This is a genomic window from Variovorax sp. PBL-H6, from assembly GCF_901827155.1.
GTDB lineage: Bacteria > Pseudomonadota > Gammaproteobacteria > Burkholderiales > Burkholderiaceae_C > Variovorax.
This window is the reverse complement of record NZ_LR594659.1, coordinates 4,367,842-4,384,912: the sequence shown is the minus strand read 5'-3', so window position 1 is coordinate 4,384,912 and position 17,071 is coordinate 4,367,842. Positions and strand designations below refer to the sequence as shown.

Genomic DNA, 17,071 nt, shown 5'->3' with positions numbered 1-17,071 from the left:
GCTGGAGAGACCCCATCCATGTTCGATTTCATCCGACAGCACAACAAAATCCTCATGGTTGTCTTGTTCCTCTTGATCGTTCCGTCATTCGTGGTGGTCGGCGTGCTGGACCGCTACAGCAGGTCCGGCGATCAGGGCGAGAAGGTCGCCAGCGTAGCGGGCGAGAGCATTCGCCGTCCGGAGTGGGATGCGCAGCATCGCAACGAGGTCGATCGCATTCGCCAGCAAAAGTCGGACGTGGATCCCGCGATGTTCGATACCGACGCGCAGCGCTACGGGACGCTGGAGCGGATGGTGCGCGACCGCGTGCTGGCCGCCGCTGCGGCCCAGGATCATTTCGTGGTGACCGAGCAGCGCCAGCTGGAGATATTCCAGAACGATCCCGGGCTGGCGACCTTCGTCGTCGTCAAGGATGGCAAGCGCCAGTTCGACCGAGAGCTGTTCTTGCGCGCAACCGGCATGACACCGGAGCAGCATCAGGCCGCGCTCGCTGCGCAGATGGTGCGCCAGCAGGTACTGAAGGGCATTGCAGATACGGCCCTCGCGACGCCGGCACAGACCGCCGTCATGCTCGACGCCTTTTACGACCGGCGCGAGATCCAGGTGGCGCGCTTCGCTCCAGGTGAGTTTGCGACGAAGGTCGCCGTCAGCGATGCGGACCTGGAGACCTATTACAAGCAGCACGTCGCGCAGTTCCAAGTGCCGGAGCAGGCGAGCGTCGAGTACCTTGTGCTGGACCTCGACGCTGCCAAGAAAAACATCGCCGTCAACGAGGCCGACGTGCGCGCCTACTACGAACAGAACCGCGAACGTCTGGGCACGAAGGAGGAGCGGCGTGCCAGCCATATCCTGATCACCGTGCCCCCGGGTGCCCCGACGGCCGAGCGGGACAAGGCGCGGGAGAAGGCACAGGGATTGCTGGCAGAAGTCAAGAAAGCGCCAGGCAGCTTCGCGGACATTGCGCGCAAGAATTCGCAGGACCCGGGGTCGGCGGAGAAGGGCGGCGATCTCGACTTCGTGACGCGCGGCGCCATGGTGAAGCCGTTCGAGGACGCGATGTTCGCGCTCAAGAAGGGCGAAATCAGCGACCTGGTCGAGACCGAGTTCGGCTACCACATCATCCAGCTCAATGACATCAAGCCAGGCGTGGTGCCGCCCTTCGAGCAGGTGCGCGCGAAGATCGAGGACGAGGTTCGCAGCCAGCAAGCGACGCAGGAGTTCGCCAAAGCTGCCGAGACCTTCACCGATGCCGTCTACCAGCAGCCCGACAGCCTGAAGCCCGCGGCCGAGAAGCTGAAGCTGACGATCCGCACCGCCGACAAGGTGACACGCATGCCGGCACCCGGCGCGACGGGGGCGCTGGCGAGCCGCAATTTCCTGAATGCCTTGTTTGCAGCCGATTCGTTGGACCGCAAGCACAACACGGAAGCGATCGAAATCGGTCCCAACCAGCTCGCTTCGGGGCGAGTGACGCAATATGCCCCGGCACGCGCTCAGCCTTTCGAAGAGGTCAAGGACAAGGTGCGCGCACAGCTCGTCTCGGAACGCGCCGCGGCTCTGGCCAGGGCAGAAGGCGAAGCCAAGCTCACGGCTTGGCAATCGAATGCGGCCGGTGCGAACCTTGGTGCGGCGCTGACGGTTTCTCGGGTGGAGACGCAGTCGCAACCGATGCCACTGATCGAGGCGGCACTGCGCGCCGATCCGGCCAAGCTGCCCGCGCTGGTGGGCGTGGACCTCGGGTCGCAAGGATATGCCGTTGTTCGCGTCAACAAGACCGTGCCGCGCACGCCACCCGCGACCGAGATGGCGCAGCAGGAAACCCAGCAGGTTGCACTGGCGACGTCCGCCGCGGAGGCGGCTGCCTACTACGAGCTGCTCAAGAGCCGGTTCAAGGCCGAGATCCTGGTACCGAAACCGGTCGATGCGGGCATTGTCGTCGGACGCTAGCTTTTTTCCGGCTACAATTACTGGCTCTGCGGTGGCTGTAGCTCAGTTGGTAGAGTCCCAGATTGTGATTCTGGTCGTCGTGGGTTCGAGTCCCATCAGCCACCCCAAACCCATTCAAAGCGCCGGTCATTCGACCGGCGCTTTTTTTTTGGCTCACGCGGTGCTTGCGGCAATTCTGACTTGAATTAGAATTCGTGCTTCCTAATTCGGAGGAACTTGTACCAATGGCCTCAACACTTGCCGACATCAATTCCCAGATCAAGAAGCACGACGAGCAGATTGCGCAATTGCGCAAGCAAGCCGAGGAACTGCGCAATCAGGAGCGCTCAAGCGTGGTCGAGGAGTTGCGGAAGAAGATCGCAGAATACGGCCTGACAGCAGCCGATTTGAAGCTCGCGAGTCGCGGCGCCACCAGGCGAGGACCTTCCACCGCCGCGCCAAAGTCCGCCGCAAAGTACCGCAGCCCGACCGGAGAAACCTGGTCAGGCGGCCGCGGTCGCAAGCCGCGCTGGATTACCGAGGCACTGGCCGCCGGCAAATCGCTGTCTGAGTTCGAGATCCACTGAGGACTGGTTCCTCGCATAAAAAAGCCCGCGCTGCGGGCTTTTTTTTATGGCGGCGCGGGTCATCAGTTGACCATGACGAGCTTTCCCTTCACCCCGCGCGAGCCCATGTGAGCATAGGCTGCCTTGAGTTCGGCCATCGGCATGGTGGCGTCAATCACTGGCTTGATCTTGCCTTGGGCGTACCATTTCACCAATTCGGCCATCATCTGCGCATTGGCCTTGGGCTCGCGCTTGGCGAAATCACCCCAGAACACGCCGACCAGCGATGCGCCTTTGAGCAGCATCAAATTGAGCGGCAGCGAAGGGATGGGTCCGGCGGCGAAACCCACCACCAGATAGCGTCCCCGCCAGCCAATCGAACGGAACGCGGGTTCTGCGAATTCACCGCCCACCGGATCGTAAATGACGTCGGGACCTTTGCCGTCAGTCTCGGCCTTGATCGCATTGCGAAACCCATTGGGGAGCGCATGCGTGGTGTAGTTGATCGCGAGGTCTGCGCCGATGGATTTGCACAGCTCACATTTCTCGTCCGTCGACGCGGCGGCAATCACCTTGGCGCCGGCGTTTTTGGCGATCTGTATGGCGGCAGTGCCGACCCCGCCGGCTGCGCCGAGCACCAGCACGGTCTCGCCAGGCTTGAGCTGAGCCCGATCCATCAGCGCGTGCCAAGAGGTGGCATAAATCATGATGAAGGCGGCCGCATCGACATGGCCGAAGCCCTCGGGCAGGGGCATGCAGAGGGCCGCGGGCGCCAAGGTGTGGGTACCGAAGCCGCCAGTGCCCGACAGACAAGCAACGCTTTGGCCCACGCGCAAGTGGGTGACTCCTTCGCCGACGGCGGAGACCACGCCGGCGTACTCCGATCCCGGTACGAAAGGCAGCGGCGGTTTTATCTGGTATTTGTTCTGCACGATCAGCAGATCGGGAAAGTTCAGGCTGGCCGCCTTGATCTCGATCAGCACCTGGCCCGGGCCAGGCGTTGGGGTTGGCAGTTCCTTCCAGGTCAGCGCATCGACGCCGGTCGGGTTTTCACAGAGCCATGCGTGCATGCTCGGGTCTCCTTGGGTGAATCAGGGGGCAACGGATCCGGTTCATGATAGGACGGGCTGCGGGCGGGCATTGTCCCTGTCGTGACGCGTCCGCCGCCTACAATCGCGCGCACTATCAAAGCCATGAAGATACTGATTTCGAACGACGATGGCTTCCAGGCTCCCGGCATCGTGGCATTGCACGATGCGCTCAAGGACGTAGCGGAAGTCGAAGTGGTTGCGCCAGAGCACAACAACAGCGCCAAGTCGAATGCGCTCACACTCGCGGCACCGCTATACGTGCACAAGGCGCACAACGGTTTTCGCTACGTGACCGGCACGCCGGCGGATTGCGTGCATATCGCGCTCAAGGGGCTGCTCGACTATCGGCCCGATCTCGTGGTGTCGGGCATCAATAACGGCGCCAACATGGGCGACGACACCATCTATTCAGGCACCGTCGGAGCCGCAATGGAGGCGTACCTTTTCGGCATTCCGGCGATTGCCTTCTCGCAAATCGAGAAGGGCTGGGCGCACGTCGACGCCGCAGGGCGTGCGGCGCGAAGGCTGGTAGAGCAGATCGAGCGGGATCGCATGCTTGGTGGCCCGGCATTCCTGCTCAACGTCAACGTGCCGAACCTGCCCTTCGAGGAGCTCAAGCCCGTCAAGGTCTGCAGGCTAGGGCGCCGTCATGCCGCGGAGAAAGTCATTACCCAGGACAGTCCGCGCGGGGAGACCATGTACTGGATCGCCGGCGCGGGCGGCGCCAAAGACAGTGGTGAAGGCACCGATTTCCATGCGACGGCCGCCGGGCACATTGCGTTGACGCCGCTGCAGATCGATTTGACCGACCACGCCAATCTGGAACAGTGGCGCCAGACGGTCGCGCGACTGGGTGGGCCTCCCTGACCATGGCGAGTCAACGGCCAGGGTTTCCGGTGCGGCTCACGCCCACCGCATCGGCGGCGACGCGCGGCCGGCCTTCGGCTGTTCCCGCGAAGCCGCTCGTTCATCACACGCCATCGATGGCGTCCGAGGCAGTGCGCGCCCGCATGGTCCAGCGGCTCGCTGCGCAGGGCATCGCCGACGCGCGCGTGGTGCGTGCCATGAGCACGGTCGAGCGTCACCGATTCGTCGACAGCGCCTTGGTCAACCAGGCGTATGAAGATACGAGCCTGCCGATCGGACTGGGCCAGACCATCTCGAAGCCCAGCGTGGTTGCGCGCATGATCGAGTTGCTGCTCGGTGCGCCGGCCTTGGCGAACAAGCCTGGCGATCGGCTCGGACGCGTGCTTGAGATCGGTACCGGCTGCGGCTACCAGGCCGCGGTGCTGAGCCATGTCGCGACGGAGGTCTACAGCATCGAGCGCCTGCGCGGCCTGCATGAGCGTGCACGCGTTAATCTGCGCCCCTTTCGCCTGGCCACGGTTCACCTCCTCCTTGGCGACGGCATGATGGGCTATGCGAAGGGCGCGCCCTATGCCGGCATCATTGCCGCAGCCGGCGGCGAGGCGGTGCCGGAGACATGGCTTGCGCAGCTCGCCGTCGGCGGCCGCATCGTCGCGCCGACGCAGTCGTCGACGGGCGGACAGGCCCTCGTCGTCATCGACAGGACGGCACGCGGACTGGAGCGCCGCGTTCTTGAGGCGGTTCACTTTGTCCCCCTAAAATCGGGAATTGCTTGAAGGAAGAACACATGCAGGGTATTGGCAATCGGGGCTGGCTTGCTGGCGTGATGCTGCTGGTCGCACTCTTGATTGCGGGGTGTGCCGCGAAGCGCGGGCCCGTTCCCGTCGAAGACCGCGGCACGATGATCGGTGCGCCAGTTGCTGCCTCATCGACGGCTCCAGGCGCACCTTCCATCACCACCGATGCATCGGGCAAGCCGCTGCCCGGTATCGAGAATTACGGCAAGCCTGGCTACTACGCGGTGCGTCCCGGCGACACCATCCGCCGCATCGGCACGGAGACGGGCCAGAACTGGCGCGACATCGCGCGCTGGAACAACCTCGAGAATCCCGACCTGATCGAAGTGGGTCAGGTACTGCGCGTGATTCCGCCTGCCGGCGCAGCCACGACGCCGGCAACGACGCCTGCAACCCTTGCGTCTGATGCAGCGCGGAGCGCAGCGCCCCCGGCTGCCCCCGCATCGGCCGCTTCTTCCGCGCCGACTCCCGCTGCTGCTGTGAGTGCTGCCGCCAAGCCGACGCCGTCCATCGTGACCGCCTCGCCTGCAACACCGGCCGCAACGGGCTCCGGGGACGAAGACGTCGGCTGGATCTGGCCTGCGCAGGGTTCGCTGATCGCGGGCTTCGATGAGGCCAAGAACAAGGGCCTCGACATCAGCGGCAGGGCCGGCGATTCAGTGCTCGCCGCGGCCGATGGGCGCGTCGTCTATGCCGGGGCCGGGTTGCGCGGCTACGGCAACCTGATCATCCTCAAGCACAACAATACCTATCTCACCGCCTACGCCCACAACCGCACGCTCCTGGTGAAAGAGGACCAGTCGGTGCAGAAGGGCCAGAAAATTGCCGAGATGGGCAACAGCGACGCGGACCGCGTGAAGCTTCACTTCGAAATCCGTCGGCAGGGCAAGCCTGTCGATCCGGCGCGCTATCTGCCCGCCCGGTAGGACCATGCATGGCCGCCTCTCGCCCGCGTCGCATTCAGATCGTGCGGCGCGCGGCGGGCAACGGTAGTGCCGCGCCCATCAGCGCTTTCGGATCGGCGGTTCCTGCGGCGGAGGCAACCGAGCGTGCCGACAGCGAGGTCGCACGAGACGTTTCGCGTGATGCCGCCGCGCTCGATCTAGGTGGCGAGGGCGGCGATTCGCTGACGCTCTACCTGCGTGAGATCCGGCGCACCGAGCTGTTCACGCCCGATGAGGAATATCGCACTGCCTGCGCGGCGCGCAGCGGGGACTTCTCTGCCCGACAGTCGATGATCGAGCACAACCTGCGGCTCGTGGTGAACATTGCCAAGGGCTATCTCGGCCGCGGTGTACCACTGGCGGACCTGATCGAAGAAGGCAACCTCGGCCTGATGCACGCGATCAACAAGTTCGAACCCGAACGCGGTTTTCGCTTCTCGACGTATGCCACCTGGTGGATCCGCCAGTCGATAGAGCGCGCAGCCATGATGCAGGCGCGCGCGATTCGTCTGCCGGTGCATGTGGTGCGCGAACTGCAGCAAGTGATGCGTGCGCGGCGCGCACTGGAAGGCGATGCCGACTTCATTGCCCGCCGTCCCGACGGCGTGCGGGTGGAAGACGTCGCGGCGCTGCTGGGCCGTGAGGTCCAGGCGGTCGCCGATCTGTTGGCGCTGGCCGAGGCGCCGCGTTCGCTCGATGCCGGCGGTGAACGCAGTGAGGACAGCTTCAGTCTGGCAGACACGGTGGCATCGGAGGACGAGCACAGTGATCCGACGGGCATCACCCAGACGCATGAAGTCGAGAAGCTCCTCGATCAATGGATCCTGGCATTGAGTGAGCGCGAGCGCGAAGTGCTGGAAGGGCGCTACGGACTGCACGACCGCGAGCCCGAGACACTCGAAGTGCTGAGCGTGCGCCTGGGTCTCACGCGCGAGCGCGTGCGGCAAATCCAGAACGAGGCCCTTGCCAAGATGCGCCGCCAGCTTGCACGAGCGGGCGTCCAGCGCGACGCGCTCCTGTAGGCGTCTTCGGGGCGGGCGTGCCGGCCTGAGACAATCCATATATGACGGATTCGATAGAAAAGAAAGAGGCGCAGCAGCAGCTTCGCGATGAATGGCTGGAGGTCGAGTCGCTCGACCTTGACGCACAGGGCGTGGCACACAAGGCCAGCGGCATGGTGGTGTTCATCGAAGGCGCGCTGCCTTTCGAGGAAGTGCAGCTCAAGGTGCAGCGCAGGAAGAACAACTGGGAACAGGGCACCGTGACAGAGATTCGTCGAGAGTCCTCGCAGCGTGTGCGTCCCGGCTGTCCGCATTTCGGACTGCATGCCGGTGCTTGCGGCGGCTGCAAGATGCAGCACCTCGACGCCGCAGCGCAGGTGGCGGTGAAGCAGCGTGCGCTCGAAGACAACTTGTGGCATCTGGGCAAGGTGCGGCCGGAGAACATGCTGCGGCCGCTCGAGGGTCCCACCTGGCACTACCGATATCGCGCTCGCCTGTCGGTGCGTCACGTGATCAAGAAGGGGGCGGTACTGATCGGCTTCCACGAACGCAAGAGCCGCTATCTCGCCGATATGCAGGTGTGCCCCGTGCTGCCGGCGCGCGTCAGTGCCATGCTGATGCCGCTGCGTGAGCTCATCGGATCAATGGACGCGCGCGATACCTGCCCGCAGATCGAACTGGCCTGCGGCGATGCACCCGATGGGGCAGGGCTCGGCGTGATTGCGCTGGTACTGCGGCACCTCGAGCCCCTGTCGACCGGGGATATCACGCGGCTCAAGACCTTTGCGGCCGTGCACGAGGGGGTGCAGTGGTGGCTCCAGCCGAAAGGACCGGAAACGGTGCGCCCGCTCGAATCCGACGAGCCGATGCTGGCTTACCAGTTGCCGGAGTTCGGCGTTACGATGCCTTTCAAGCCGACCGATTTCACACAGGTCAACGCCTCCATCAATCGCGCGCTCGTCAGCCGCGCCTTGCGCTTGCTGGACGTGCAATCGGAGGAGCGCGTCATCGACTGGTTCTGCGGGCTGGGCAATTTCACGCTCCCGCTCGCGACCCGTGCGCGGGAAGTCTTGGGCATCGAAGGCAGCGCCGCGCTCGTAGCCAGAGCGACCGAGAACCTGACGCGCAACCAAGCGCCGGCGCCCGGCCGGGAGGCGCTCGCTCCGACGCGCTTCGTCGCGCGCAACCTGTTCGAGATCACGCCCGCAATGCTGATGGCAGATGGGTCAGCAGACAAATGGCTGGTGGATCCGCCGCGCGAGGGCGCTTTCGCGCTGGCGAAGGCCCTGGCCGATCTGCACCAGGAAGCCGATGATTTACCGAGGGACGGCTGGACGCCGCCCAGGAGGATCGTCTACGTCAGCTGCAATCCATCGACGCTGGCGCGCGATGCGGGCCTGTTGGTCCATCAGGCGGGCTATCGTTGTACTTTCGCCGGCGTGGTCAACATGTTCCCGCACACCGCGCATGTCGAGTCGATTGCGGTGTTCGAACTGCCATAGAAATTGGCCCCCACGCTCCCTCACTTCGAGTGGTCACTGTTCACCGAGGGGGCTTTCATCTTGGGGCCTGCAATGAAAAAAGGGCCCGAAGGCCCTTTCAGCTGAGGAGCCGGCGATCAGTCGCGCTCGCCGCCGAAGATCCCGAGCAGGGCGAGCAGACTCTGGAACACGTTGAACATGTCCAGGTAGAGCGCCAGCGTGGCGCTGATGTAGTTGGTTTCGCCGCCGTCCATGATCTGCTTGAGGTCATACAGCATGAAAGCCGAGAAGATGCCGATTGCCGCGACCGAGATCGCGAGCATGCCGGCGCTGGAGCCGACGAACACGTTGATGATCGCGCCGATCATCAGCACCAATGCACCGACGAACAGCCACTTGCCCATGCCGGACAAGTCGCGCTTGATCACCGTGGCCAGCGAAGCCATCACGAAGAACACGCCTGCCGTACCGCCAAAGGCGGTCATGATCAATTCGGAGCCGTTGCTGAAGCCCAGCACCATTGCGATGAGGCGCGACAGCATCAGGCCCATGAAAAAGGTAAAGCCCAGCAGAACGGGGACGCCGGCCGCGGAGTTCTTGGTCTTCTCGATGGCAAACATGAAGGCGAAGGCACCGCCCAGGAACACCATGAGGCCAATGCCGCCGCTGAGCGCGCGGGTGATTCCGGTCGCGACGCCGAGCCAGGCACCCAATACGGTAGGCAGCAGGCTCAACGCGAGCAACCAGTAAGTGTTGCGCAGGACGCGTTGCCGCTCGGCTTGCGGCAGCGCCTGTCCGTAGCCGACGGAAGTGGCAAGGGTGTTGACGCGGTCGTTCATTGCTGAAACTCCTGATGTTGGCTGCAAAGCAGCAGTTGGGGGCATTCTAGGGGGCTGCAAGGATCCGGCCGGGAAAAGACCCGCCTCTTCATGGCGCTAAAGCGCACCGCAGATTTCGGAGGCTCGGGCGCTATGCTTGGCGTTTGCTCATTACTTGCAACAACCATGAAGACCAAGTCCTTTCTCGAACTCGCCGATGTCAAGGTGATCGCCGCCGCAGCTGAGGCCGAAGCGCTCAAGAACAACTGGGCCGTGACCATCGCCATCGTGGACGATGCCGGCAACCTGCTGTGGCTGCAGCGATTGGACGACGCCGCCGCCATCTCGTCGCATATCGCGCCCGCCAAGGCCCACACAGCGGCCATGGGACGGCGCGAGAGCAAGGTCTACGAAGACATGGTCAATGGCGGCCGTACGTCCTTCTTGTCGGCGCCTGGCATCGACGGCCTGCTCGAGGGTGGTGTGCCGATCGTCAAAGACGGCCAAGTGATCGGGGCCGTCGGCGTGAGTGGCGTCAAGTCCAACGAAGACGCACAGATCGCCAGGGCGGGCATCGCCGCGCTCGGTCTCTGAGGTCAGCCCATGCAAAACGCCGACGTTGGGTCGGCTTTTTTAAGTTCGACGTGAAAAAAAGCTTGGCTAGTGGCAAAGAAGCCGTTGGCTAGCAAAAAACGACCCTTTGGAGATCAGATCTCCTCGAGTCGCCCCACGATGAAACTTGAAAGAGGGGCGAACCGACCTACTTCGTGAGGATCAGCTTGCCAAGTTTGGTGGCCTGGAGCCGGTACAACGAGCCGTTGTGCATGATGCCTATGCTCTTGCCGCCTTTGAGAAGCTCTGCGCTCTCGAGTAGAGGGGCAGGCCGCGGAGGCTCGCTGCTTGCGCGGCCGCCGCCCGAATGATCGAGTGAGGGATGGCTCAGGACAGTGAACGCGTTGGACACGGCTTGCATCGTGATTCCTTCATCGAAAGTTGATTGAATGATAATGATTCTCAACTAAAAGTCAATCACACCGATGAGTTTTTTCCGGTCGCGCGTGGCTATCTGGCTTCCGGTTCGGTAATAAAGCCGATCTTGCGCACGCCCGCTTCGCGTGCCGCCGACATGGCTTGCGCCACACGCTCGTAGCGCACTGCCTTGTCGCCGCGGATGTGCAGCTCGGGCTGCGGGTCCTTGGTGGCCTCTGCGGCCAGGCGCCCCTTTAATTCGCTGTCCTCGATCCTCTGCTCGTTCCAGTAATAGCTGCCATCGGCCGCTACGGTGAACAGGATGTTCTGTGGCTTGGTCTGCTCCGGTTCGCTGCTGGCGCGGGGAAGGTCGATATTCACGGCATGCTTCATCACGGGGACAGTGATGATGAAGATGATGAGGAGCACGAGCATGACGTCGACCAGCGGCGTCATGTTGATCTCGTTCATGACCTCGTCGGGTTCGTCCTGGGTACCGAAAGCCATGGTATTCCTCAGCTTTTCTTGAGCGGGACCACGGTGGCCTCGACGCCGCTTTGCACCCGCGCGCCGGTGACAAAGTAGGCATGCAGGTCATGCGCGAAGCTGTTGAGCTTGGTCAGCACGAACTTGTTGCCCCGCACCAGGGCGTTGTAGCCCAGTACGGCCGGAATGGCGACCGCCAGGCCCAGCGCCGTCATGATCAGCGCTTCGCCGATCGGCCCGGCCACCTTGTCGATGGTGGCTTGACCCGCCGAGCTGATGCTCATCAGGGCGTGATAGATGCCCCACACCGTCCCGAACAGGCCGATGAACGGCGCCGTAGAGCCGACGGAGGCCAGGATGGCGAGGCCCGTCTGAAGGCGTGCGGTGAATTCGTCGATGCCGTTGCGCAGCGCGCGCGTGATCCAGTCGCTGACGTCGAGCGCGTCGTGCAGATGCGCCTTGGTATTGCGATGGTGCGCCGCGGCCTCGCGACCCTCCAGGGCCAGCGCACGAAACGGGTTGGCGTCAGCCTTGCCAAGCTTGTTGAGCGCGGTAGCAAAGTCTTCGCTGTGCCAGAAGTCCTGCGAGTGCTTGGCGAGGCGCTTGTACCGGATGATGTCCAGCGCCTTGATCAGGATCACGATCCACGACGCGAGCGACATGCCGATCAGGAGCAGAGCCACCGCCCGAGTGACGAAGTCGCCCTGGTTCCAGATGCTCATCAGGCCAAAGTGGGAATCCATAAGCGCTCCAAAGAAAGATCAATTCAGTACAAAGTTGACGGGAGCGTCGTAGGACATCGTTTGCGCGACGCCGCCGACCTTACCGGGTGAGAAGCGGCACCTCAGCATGGCCTCTCTTGCGGCCTCATCCAGGCGATCGAAGCCGCTGGATTTGCGAATATCGACCTGCTTCGGCAAACCATCCGCGCCCACGACGACCTTGACAACGACCTTGCCCTGCTCGCCCAGACGCCTGCTCATGGCGGGATAGTTAGGCTTGCAGCTCTGCGCGTACTCCGCCTCGGCCGAAGGCAACTGCACGGCGGGTGGTGCCGGCGGAGCGGGCGGCGGTGCAGGAGGTGCCGGTGGGGCGGGTGGCGCGACAGGGGCTGGAGGCGGGGGAGATTCCATCGTGCCGACCGGGGCATTCGGCGCGGGCGTGGGTTTGGGTTCGCGAATCGCTTGAGGCCGCGGGGGGGGCGGCGCCTTGGTGACCTGAGGCTTCGGTGGGGGTGGTGGTGGCGGAGGAGGCGGCACTTCCTTGGGTTTGGGCGGTTCGATGAATTCGCTCAGGATTTCCACCGGGATGACCACCTCGGCGGCCCGCCGCAGCAGGCCGCTTTGCAATGCCCAGAGCGCCGCGACGTGGAACAGAACTACGCCCCCAGCGATGAGCGCATTGCGTGAGAGGCCTAGTACGGTAGGAGGCTGCGGGGAGAAGCGGTCAGACACGATCAAACATTCAAGTGCCGGACACCGTCGAAGGCGCCCGATGCAGCAAACCGCTGTCTGTTACCTATGGAAGATCCACCATGCGGAGCCGCTGACGATGATCAGGCTGATGCCGAGGGCCGAGAAGAGTTCCATGTCCTGCTTTCCGTCATGGCGCTCGCAAGCTGGAACGAACTCGGCTCCGATTCGCGGTTGAGCGCTGCGATCGGCTGAGAGGCGCTGCACTGCGCGACCACGTCGCGTGCACAGGTCTCGCATTGGCCGCACTGGGTGGCGACGCCCAGCTCAAATTGCACTTCGTCGAAGGTCATTCCGGCCCGCACGTGGCGCGCGATCTCACGATCAGACACTCGGCGGCATACGCAAACGATCATGGCAGTGGGCGGCAGTCTGGCTGGCAGTTGGTTGGACAAGTGATTATAAATACGAATTCCTCGCATTTGCAATAACTATGAGGCCCGACTGGGCAAAAAAAAGCGGGGCCCCTGCGGGCCCCGTCGTCTGAGCGAGTCAACTGTCCTAATCGACCTCGCCCATCTGCGACTGAAGGTAGTTCTGCAGCCCGACCTTGCCGACCAGATCAATCTGGGTCTCGAGGAAGTCGATGTGCTCTTCAGTGTCGTCCAGGATCTCTTGCAGGAGATCACGCGAAACATAGTCGCGAACCGCCTCGCAGTGTGCAATTCCGTCCTTGATGGTGGCCTGCGCGCCCGTTTCGGAGGCGAGATCGGACTGCAGGATTTCGGGTACGTCCTCGCCTACACGAAGCTTGGCCAGGTCCTGAAGGTTGGGCAGGCCGTCCAGCATGAAGATCCGATCCATGAGCTTGTCTGCGTGCTTCATCTCACCGATGGATTCTTCGTATTCCTTCTTGGCCAGCCTGTCCAAGCCCCAATGCTTGAGCATGCGGTAGTGCAGGAAATATTGATTGATCGCAGTCAGCTCGTTTTTCAATTGGGCCTGCAAATGATCGATGACTTGGGGATCGCCCTTCATGGTTCTTCCTTGTTCTAAAAGCATGGATTGTGTGAGCGGCACCAAGGCGCAGGCAAGAGAACCCATGTTGGAGCGCTCTGCATGCGTGTGATGTTGATAGGTGTTCGCATTGACCGGGCTGAGGCATAGGGCGTACTCATTCTAAGCATAGCCAGATCCTATCGATGTCTGGTCTACCATTGGTTATACTAGCAGTTCGCTATTTACATCAAGTCTTACTAAGGAACCTACATGTCCCTGATCAACACCGAAATCGTTCCGTTCAAGGCCACCGCTTATCACAACGGCAAGTTCGTCCCGGTCAGCAACGAAAACTTCAAGGGCAAGTGGTCGGTCGTGGTCTTTTATCCGGCTGACTTCACCTTTGTGTGCCCGACCGAACTCGGTGACTTGGCCGACCACTACGCTGAATTCCAGAAGCTCGGGGTCGAAATCTATGGCGTGTCCACCGACACACACTTCACCCACAAGGCCTGGCATGACACGTCCGACACCATCGGCAAGGTGAAATATCCCCTGATCGGCGACCCGAGCCAGCAGCTCGCACGCGCCTTCCAGGTCCTGATCGAGGAAGGCGAAGACGCCGGCCTTGCTTATCGTGGCACCTTTGTGATCGACCCCGAAGGCAAGATCAAGACCATCGAGGTGCACGACAACGGCATCGGCCGTGACGCCGCCGAACTGCTGCGTCGCGTGAAGGCGGCCCAGTATGTCGCCGCCCACCCGGGTGAAGTCTGCCCGGCGAAGTGGACCGAGGGTGCCGAGACGCTCAAGCCGTCGTTCGATCTGGTCGGCAAGATCTAAGCCGCCCATTCGCGCCAAGCCCGGGCGCATTCGCACCCGGGCTTTTCTATTTCTGTCTTCCGATTTTCAAAGAGGAGAGTTCACCATGCTCGATGCCGGCACCAAAGCACAACTGAAAAGCTATCTCGATCGCATCACACAGCCCGTTGAAATCGTCGCTTCGCTCGATGACAGCAAGGCGTCGATCGATCTGCAATCGCTGCTGAATGATGTGGCGGAGTCGTCGTCCCTGGTAAAGGTCATCGAGAGCCGCGATGACAACCACCGCAAGCCATCGTTCTCGATCAATCGCCCGAGCCAGAGCCACGGTCCGCGGTTTGCCGGCCTGCCCATGGGCCACGAGTTCACCTCGCTCATCCTGGCGCTGCTCCAGGTCGGCGGCTACCCGCCCAAGGTGGAGCAGGCCGTGCTCGAGCAGATCCGCGCGCTGGACGGCGATTTCGAGTTCGAGGTCTATATCTCGCTCACCTGCCACAACTGTCCCGACGTCGTGCAGGCGCTCAACCTGATGGCGGTGCAGAACCCGCGCATCAAGACCACCATGATCGACGGCTCGCTGTTCCAGGACGAGGTGAAGGAACGCCAGGTCATGGCCGTTCCCACGGTTTTCCTTAACGGTACCGAGTTCGGCCAGGGCCGCATGAGCCTGGAAGAGATTCTCGCGAAGATCGACACCAGCGGGGTTGAGCGCGAGGCAAGAAAGATCGCCGGCAAGGCCCCCTTCGATGTCCTCATCGTGGGTGGTGGCCCCGCCGGTGCGGCAGCGGCGGTGTACGCCGCGCGCAAGGGCATCCTGACGGGCATTGCCTCCGAGCGCTTCGGCGGTCAGGTGCTCGACACCTTGGGCATCGAGAACTTCATCTCGATCAAGGAAACAGAGGGGCCCCGCTTCGCCTTGGCGCTGGAAGAGCATGTGCGTCACTATGACGTCGACATCATGAATCTCCAGCGCGCATCGGCGCTGGTGCCTGGCAAGGATCTGATCGAGATCAAGCTGGAAAACGGCGCCTCGCTCAAGAGCCGCTCAGTCGTGATCTCGACTGGCGCACGTTGGCGCAACATCAATGTGCCCGGCGAGCAGGAGTACAAGAACAAGGGTGTGGCCTATTGCCCCCATTGTGACGGGCCGCTCTTCAAGGGTAAGCGTGTTGCGGTGATAGGCGGCGGCAACTCGGGTGTCGAGGCCGCGATCGACCTGGCTGGGATCGTCGGCCATGTCACGCTGATCGAGTACGACACGCAGCTGCGTGCGGACGCGGTGCTCCAGCGCAAGCTCAAGAGCCTTGCCAATGTCGAGATCATCACCAGCGCGCAGACAACCGAGATCACCGGCGACCAGCAAAAGGTCAACGGCCTGATCTACAAGGATCGCGTCACGGCCGAGGCTCGCAATGTGCCGTTGGAAGGCGTGTTCGTGCAGATCGGCCTGGTGCCCAACACTGACTGGCTGAAGGGCACGCTCGAACTCTCCAAGTACGGCGAGATCGTGGTCGACGCGAAGGGCCAGACGTCGGTGCCCGGTGTGTTCGCGGCGGGTGATGCGACGACAGTGCCGTTCAAGCAGATCATCATCGCAGCCGGTGACGGCGCAAAGGCGGCGCTGAGTGCCTTCGACTACCTAATCCGGACTTCGGCGCCGGCGGAGAAGGCCGAAACTGCCGCCGAAGCGATGGCTTGACCGGCGGTTCGGGAGGGAGCCGTCGCGACTCGGCTGCTGCGAGCAGAGCCACGATCCCCAGCATGGCGACCTTCGAGTCGGGTCCGGAGTAATGCTGCAGCCCGACAACCGGCCACACCGGCACCAGTGCCTGCGACCGCGGCACGGTCGATCCTGAGTGAAACCCAGCTCTGAGACCGACGCTCAATAGGTCAGCCGCTCAGGCCGCAGTTCCTGCAGGATGGTCGTGGCGATCTCCTCGATCGACTTGGTTGTGGTCGACAGCCATCGGATGCTGGCGCGCCGCATCATGGCCTCGGCCTCGCTCACCTCGTGCCGGCAGTTCTCGATGCTCGCGTAGCGGGAATTCGGCCGCCGCTCGTTGCGAATCTCGCTGAGGCGCTCGGGCTGGATCGTGAGCCCGAAGATCTTCTTGCGGTGCGGCATGAGCGCTGGCGGCAGCTGCCGGCGCTCGAAGTCCTCGGGAATCAGCGGGTAGTTGGCTGCCTTCAGGCCGTGCTGCATCGCCAAGTAGAGCGAGGTCGGCGTCTTGCCGCTGCGGCTGACGCCTATCAGGATCACGTCGGCACTTTCAAGGTCGCGGTTGCTCTGGCCGTCGTCGTGCGCCAGGCTGAAGTCGATGGCCTGGATGCGGGCGTTGTATTCCTTGCTCTTGCTGACGTCGCTGAAGCGGCCGATGCGATGGTTGGACTTCATCGCCAACTCGATCTCGAGGGGCCGCACGAAGGTGCCGAACATATCGAGCAACATGCCCTTGCAGCCGGTCTCGATCACCTCCAGTACATCCATGTTCGCCAGCGTCGTAAAGACGATGGGCCGAAGCCCTTCCACCTCGGCCGTATGGTTGATGCGCCGGACCGCCTGATGCGCCTTGTCCACTGTGTCGGTGAAGGGCAGCCGCACATGGCGGGGCTTGATCTCGAACTGGGCCAGAACGGCGTTGCCGAAGGTTTCAGCGGTAATGCCGGTGCCGTCGGAGACGAAGAAAACGGTGCGTGTGTGCATGCTTGGCGGCCTTGTCCTGCGGCGAGCCGACCCACTCGGCGCCTACAATCCGGCCCATTATCGGGAATGCGCGCGTCCATTCCCATCGCCCACGCCTTCATCCATGCACACCGCCCTTGCGCCCAGAGCAATCAGAACGATCGCGCCGCGCCGTCTGCATGTCGCCCCGGTTTCAACTTCTGGAGCTT

General features: G+C 62.9%; 19 protein-coding genes and 1 tRNA gene. 11 read left to right on the top strand and 9 right to left on the bottom strand.

What is annotated here, in order from left to right; genetic code table 11:
* Window positions 1-18 precede the first annotated feature (18 nt).
* The 3 genes from G3W89_RS20745 (at window position 19) to G3W89_RS20735 (ending at window position 2,513) form a co-directional block, all read left to right on the top strand.
* Window positions 19-1,947: a peptidylprolyl isomerase gene (locus G3W89_RS20745; protein WP_162575946.1), complete on the top strand. Its 1,929-nt coding sequence runs from the start codon at window positions 19-21 to the stop codon at window positions 1,945-1,947.
* A gap of 31 nt (window positions 1,948-1,978) precedes the next feature.
* Window positions 1,979-2,054, top strand: a tRNA-His gene (locus tag G3W89_RS20740).
* An 87-nt stretch (window positions 2,055-2,141) separates the two neighbouring features.
* Window positions 2,142-2,513: an H-NS histone family protein gene (locus G3W89_RS20735; protein WP_232076660.1), complete on the top strand. Its 372-nt coding sequence runs from the start codon at window positions 2,142-2,144 to the stop codon at window positions 2,511-2,513.
* Between the two features lie 62 nt (window positions 2,514-2,575).
* Here G3W89_RS20735 and G3W89_RS20730 read toward each other — a convergent pair whose 3' ends face one another.
* Window positions 2,576-3,562, bottom strand: a complete 987-nt coding sequence (locus G3W89_RS20730) for an NADPH:quinone oxidoreductase family protein (RefSeq protein ID WP_162575945.1) — start codon at window positions 3,560-3,562, stop codon at window positions 2,576-2,578.
* Between the two features lie 123 nt (window positions 3,563-3,685).
* On the opposite strand from G3W89_RS20730, the gene surE reads away from it, so the two are divergent.
* The 5 genes from surE to rlmD are packed head-to-tail and all read left to right on the top strand — an operon-like array spanning window position 3,686 to window position 8,694.
* Entirely contained in the window at window positions 3,686-4,450 is a 765-nt protein-coding gene (surE, locus tag G3W89_RS20725; RefSeq protein WP_162577570.1) for a 5'/3'-nucleotidase SurE, read from the top strand.
* A gap of 2 nt (window positions 4,451-4,452) precedes the next feature.
* On the top strand, window positions 4,453-5,226 hold the full coding sequence (locus tag G3W89_RS20720; RefSeq protein ID WP_162575944.1) for a protein-L-isoaspartate(D-aspartate) O-methyltransferase: 774 nt from the start codon (window positions 4,453-4,455) through the stop codon (window positions 5,224-5,226).
* Between the two features lie 11 nt (window positions 5,227-5,237).
* Window positions 5,238-6,173 carry a peptidoglycan DD-metalloendopeptidase family protein gene (locus G3W89_RS20715; RefSeq protein WP_162575943.1) on the top strand — a complete coding sequence of 312 codons (936 nt, stop codon included), beginning with the start codon at window positions 5,238-5,240 and terminating at the stop codon, window positions 6,171-6,173.
* Window positions 6,174-6,181: 8 nt separating this feature from the next.
* Complete coding sequence (locus G3W89_RS20710) at window positions 6,182-7,213, top strand: sigma-70 family RNA polymerase sigma factor (RefSeq protein ID WP_162575942.1); 1,032 nt, start codon at window positions 6,182-6,184, stop codon at window positions 7,211-7,213.
* A 41-nt stretch (window positions 7,214-7,254) separates the two neighbouring features.
* Window positions 7,255-8,694, top strand: coding sequence for a 23S rRNA (uracil(1939)-C(5))-methyltransferase RlmD (rlmD, locus tag G3W89_RS20705; protein ID WP_162575941.1), 1,440 nt, complete (start codon window positions 7,255-7,257; stop codon window positions 8,692-8,694).
* Window positions 8,695-8,810: 116 nt separating this feature from the next.
* Here the strand turns inward: rlmD and G3W89_RS20700 are convergent, their stop codons facing one another.
* A complete protein-coding gene (locus G3W89_RS20700; RefSeq protein ID WP_162575940.1) occupies window positions 8,811-9,512 on the bottom strand; it encodes a Bax inhibitor-1/YccA family protein in 702 nt (233 codons plus the stop codon).
* A gap of 165 nt (window positions 9,513-9,677) precedes the next feature.
* Between G3W89_RS20700 and G3W89_RS20695 the strand changes: the two genes are divergently transcribed.
* Window positions 9,678-10,085 (top strand): GlcG/HbpS family heme-binding protein, encoded by a 408-nt coding sequence (locus tag G3W89_RS20695; protein WP_162575939.1) that lies wholly within the window; start codon window positions 9,678-9,680, stop codon window positions 10,083-10,085.
* Between the two features lie 166 nt (window positions 10,086-10,251).
* Here G3W89_RS20695 and hemP read toward each other — a convergent pair whose 3' ends face one another.
* The 6 genes from hemP to bfr all read right to left on the bottom strand — a co-directional run bounded on the left by hemP (window position 10,252) and on the right by bfr (window position 13,396).
* Window positions 10,252-10,464: a hemin uptake protein HemP gene (gene hemP, locus G3W89_RS20690; protein WP_162575938.1), complete on the bottom strand. Its 213-nt coding sequence runs from the start codon at window positions 10,462-10,464 to the stop codon at window positions 10,252-10,254.
* Between the two features lie 89 nt (window positions 10,465-10,553).
* Window positions 10,554-10,967 carry an ExbD/TolR family protein gene (locus G3W89_RS20685; protein WP_162575937.1) on the bottom strand — a complete coding sequence of 138 codons (414 nt, stop codon included), beginning with the start codon at window positions 10,965-10,967 and terminating at the stop codon, window positions 10,554-10,556.
* A gap of 8 nt (window positions 10,968-10,975) precedes the next feature.
* The gene (locus tag G3W89_RS20680) at window positions 10,976-11,689 is read right to left on the bottom strand and encodes a MotA/TolQ/ExbB proton channel family protein (protein WP_162575936.1); all 714 of its coding nucleotides are present in this window, start codon (window positions 11,687-11,689) and stop codon (window positions 10,976-10,978) included.
* A gap of 18 nt (window positions 11,690-11,707) precedes the next feature.
* Window positions 11,708-12,406, bottom strand: a complete 699-nt coding sequence (locus tag G3W89_RS20675) for an energy transducer TonB (RefSeq protein ID WP_162575935.1) — start codon at window positions 12,404-12,406, stop codon at window positions 11,708-11,710.
* Between the two features lie 95 nt (window positions 12,407-12,501).
* Entirely contained in the window at window positions 12,502-12,774 is a 273-nt protein-coding gene (locus G3W89_RS20670; RefSeq protein ID WP_162577569.1) for a (2Fe-2S)-binding protein, read from the bottom strand.
* Between the two features lie 145 nt (window positions 12,775-12,919).
* Complete coding sequence (bfr, locus tag G3W89_RS20665) at window positions 12,920-13,396, bottom strand: bacterioferritin (protein WP_162575934.1); 477 nt, start codon at window positions 13,394-13,396, stop codon at window positions 12,920-12,922.
* A gap of 231 nt (window positions 13,397-13,627) precedes the next feature.
* Between bfr and ahpC the strand changes: the two genes are divergently transcribed.
* Together ahpC and ahpF are read left to right on the top strand one after the other, a co-directional pair.
* On the top strand, window positions 13,628-14,200 hold the full coding sequence (ahpC, locus tag G3W89_RS20660) for an alkyl hydroperoxide reductase subunit C (protein ID WP_126472795.1): 573 nt from the start codon (window positions 13,628-13,630) through the stop codon (window positions 14,198-14,200).
* Window positions 14,201-14,285: 85 nt separating this feature from the next.
* Window positions 14,286-15,878 carry an alkyl hydroperoxide reductase subunit F gene (ahpF, locus tag G3W89_RS20655; protein WP_162575933.1) on the top strand — a complete coding sequence of 531 codons (1,593 nt, stop codon included), beginning with the start codon at window positions 14,286-14,288 and terminating at the stop codon, window positions 15,876-15,878.
* Window positions 15,879-16,061: 183 nt separating this feature from the next.
* On the opposite strand, the gene ppsR is transcribed toward ahpF, so the two are convergent.
* A complete protein-coding gene (gene ppsR, locus G3W89_RS20650; RefSeq protein WP_162575932.1) occupies window positions 16,062-16,883 on the bottom strand; it encodes a posphoenolpyruvate synthetase regulatory kinase/phosphorylase PpsR in 822 nt (273 codons plus the stop codon).
* Window positions 16,884-17,071: the final 188 nt, after the last annotated feature.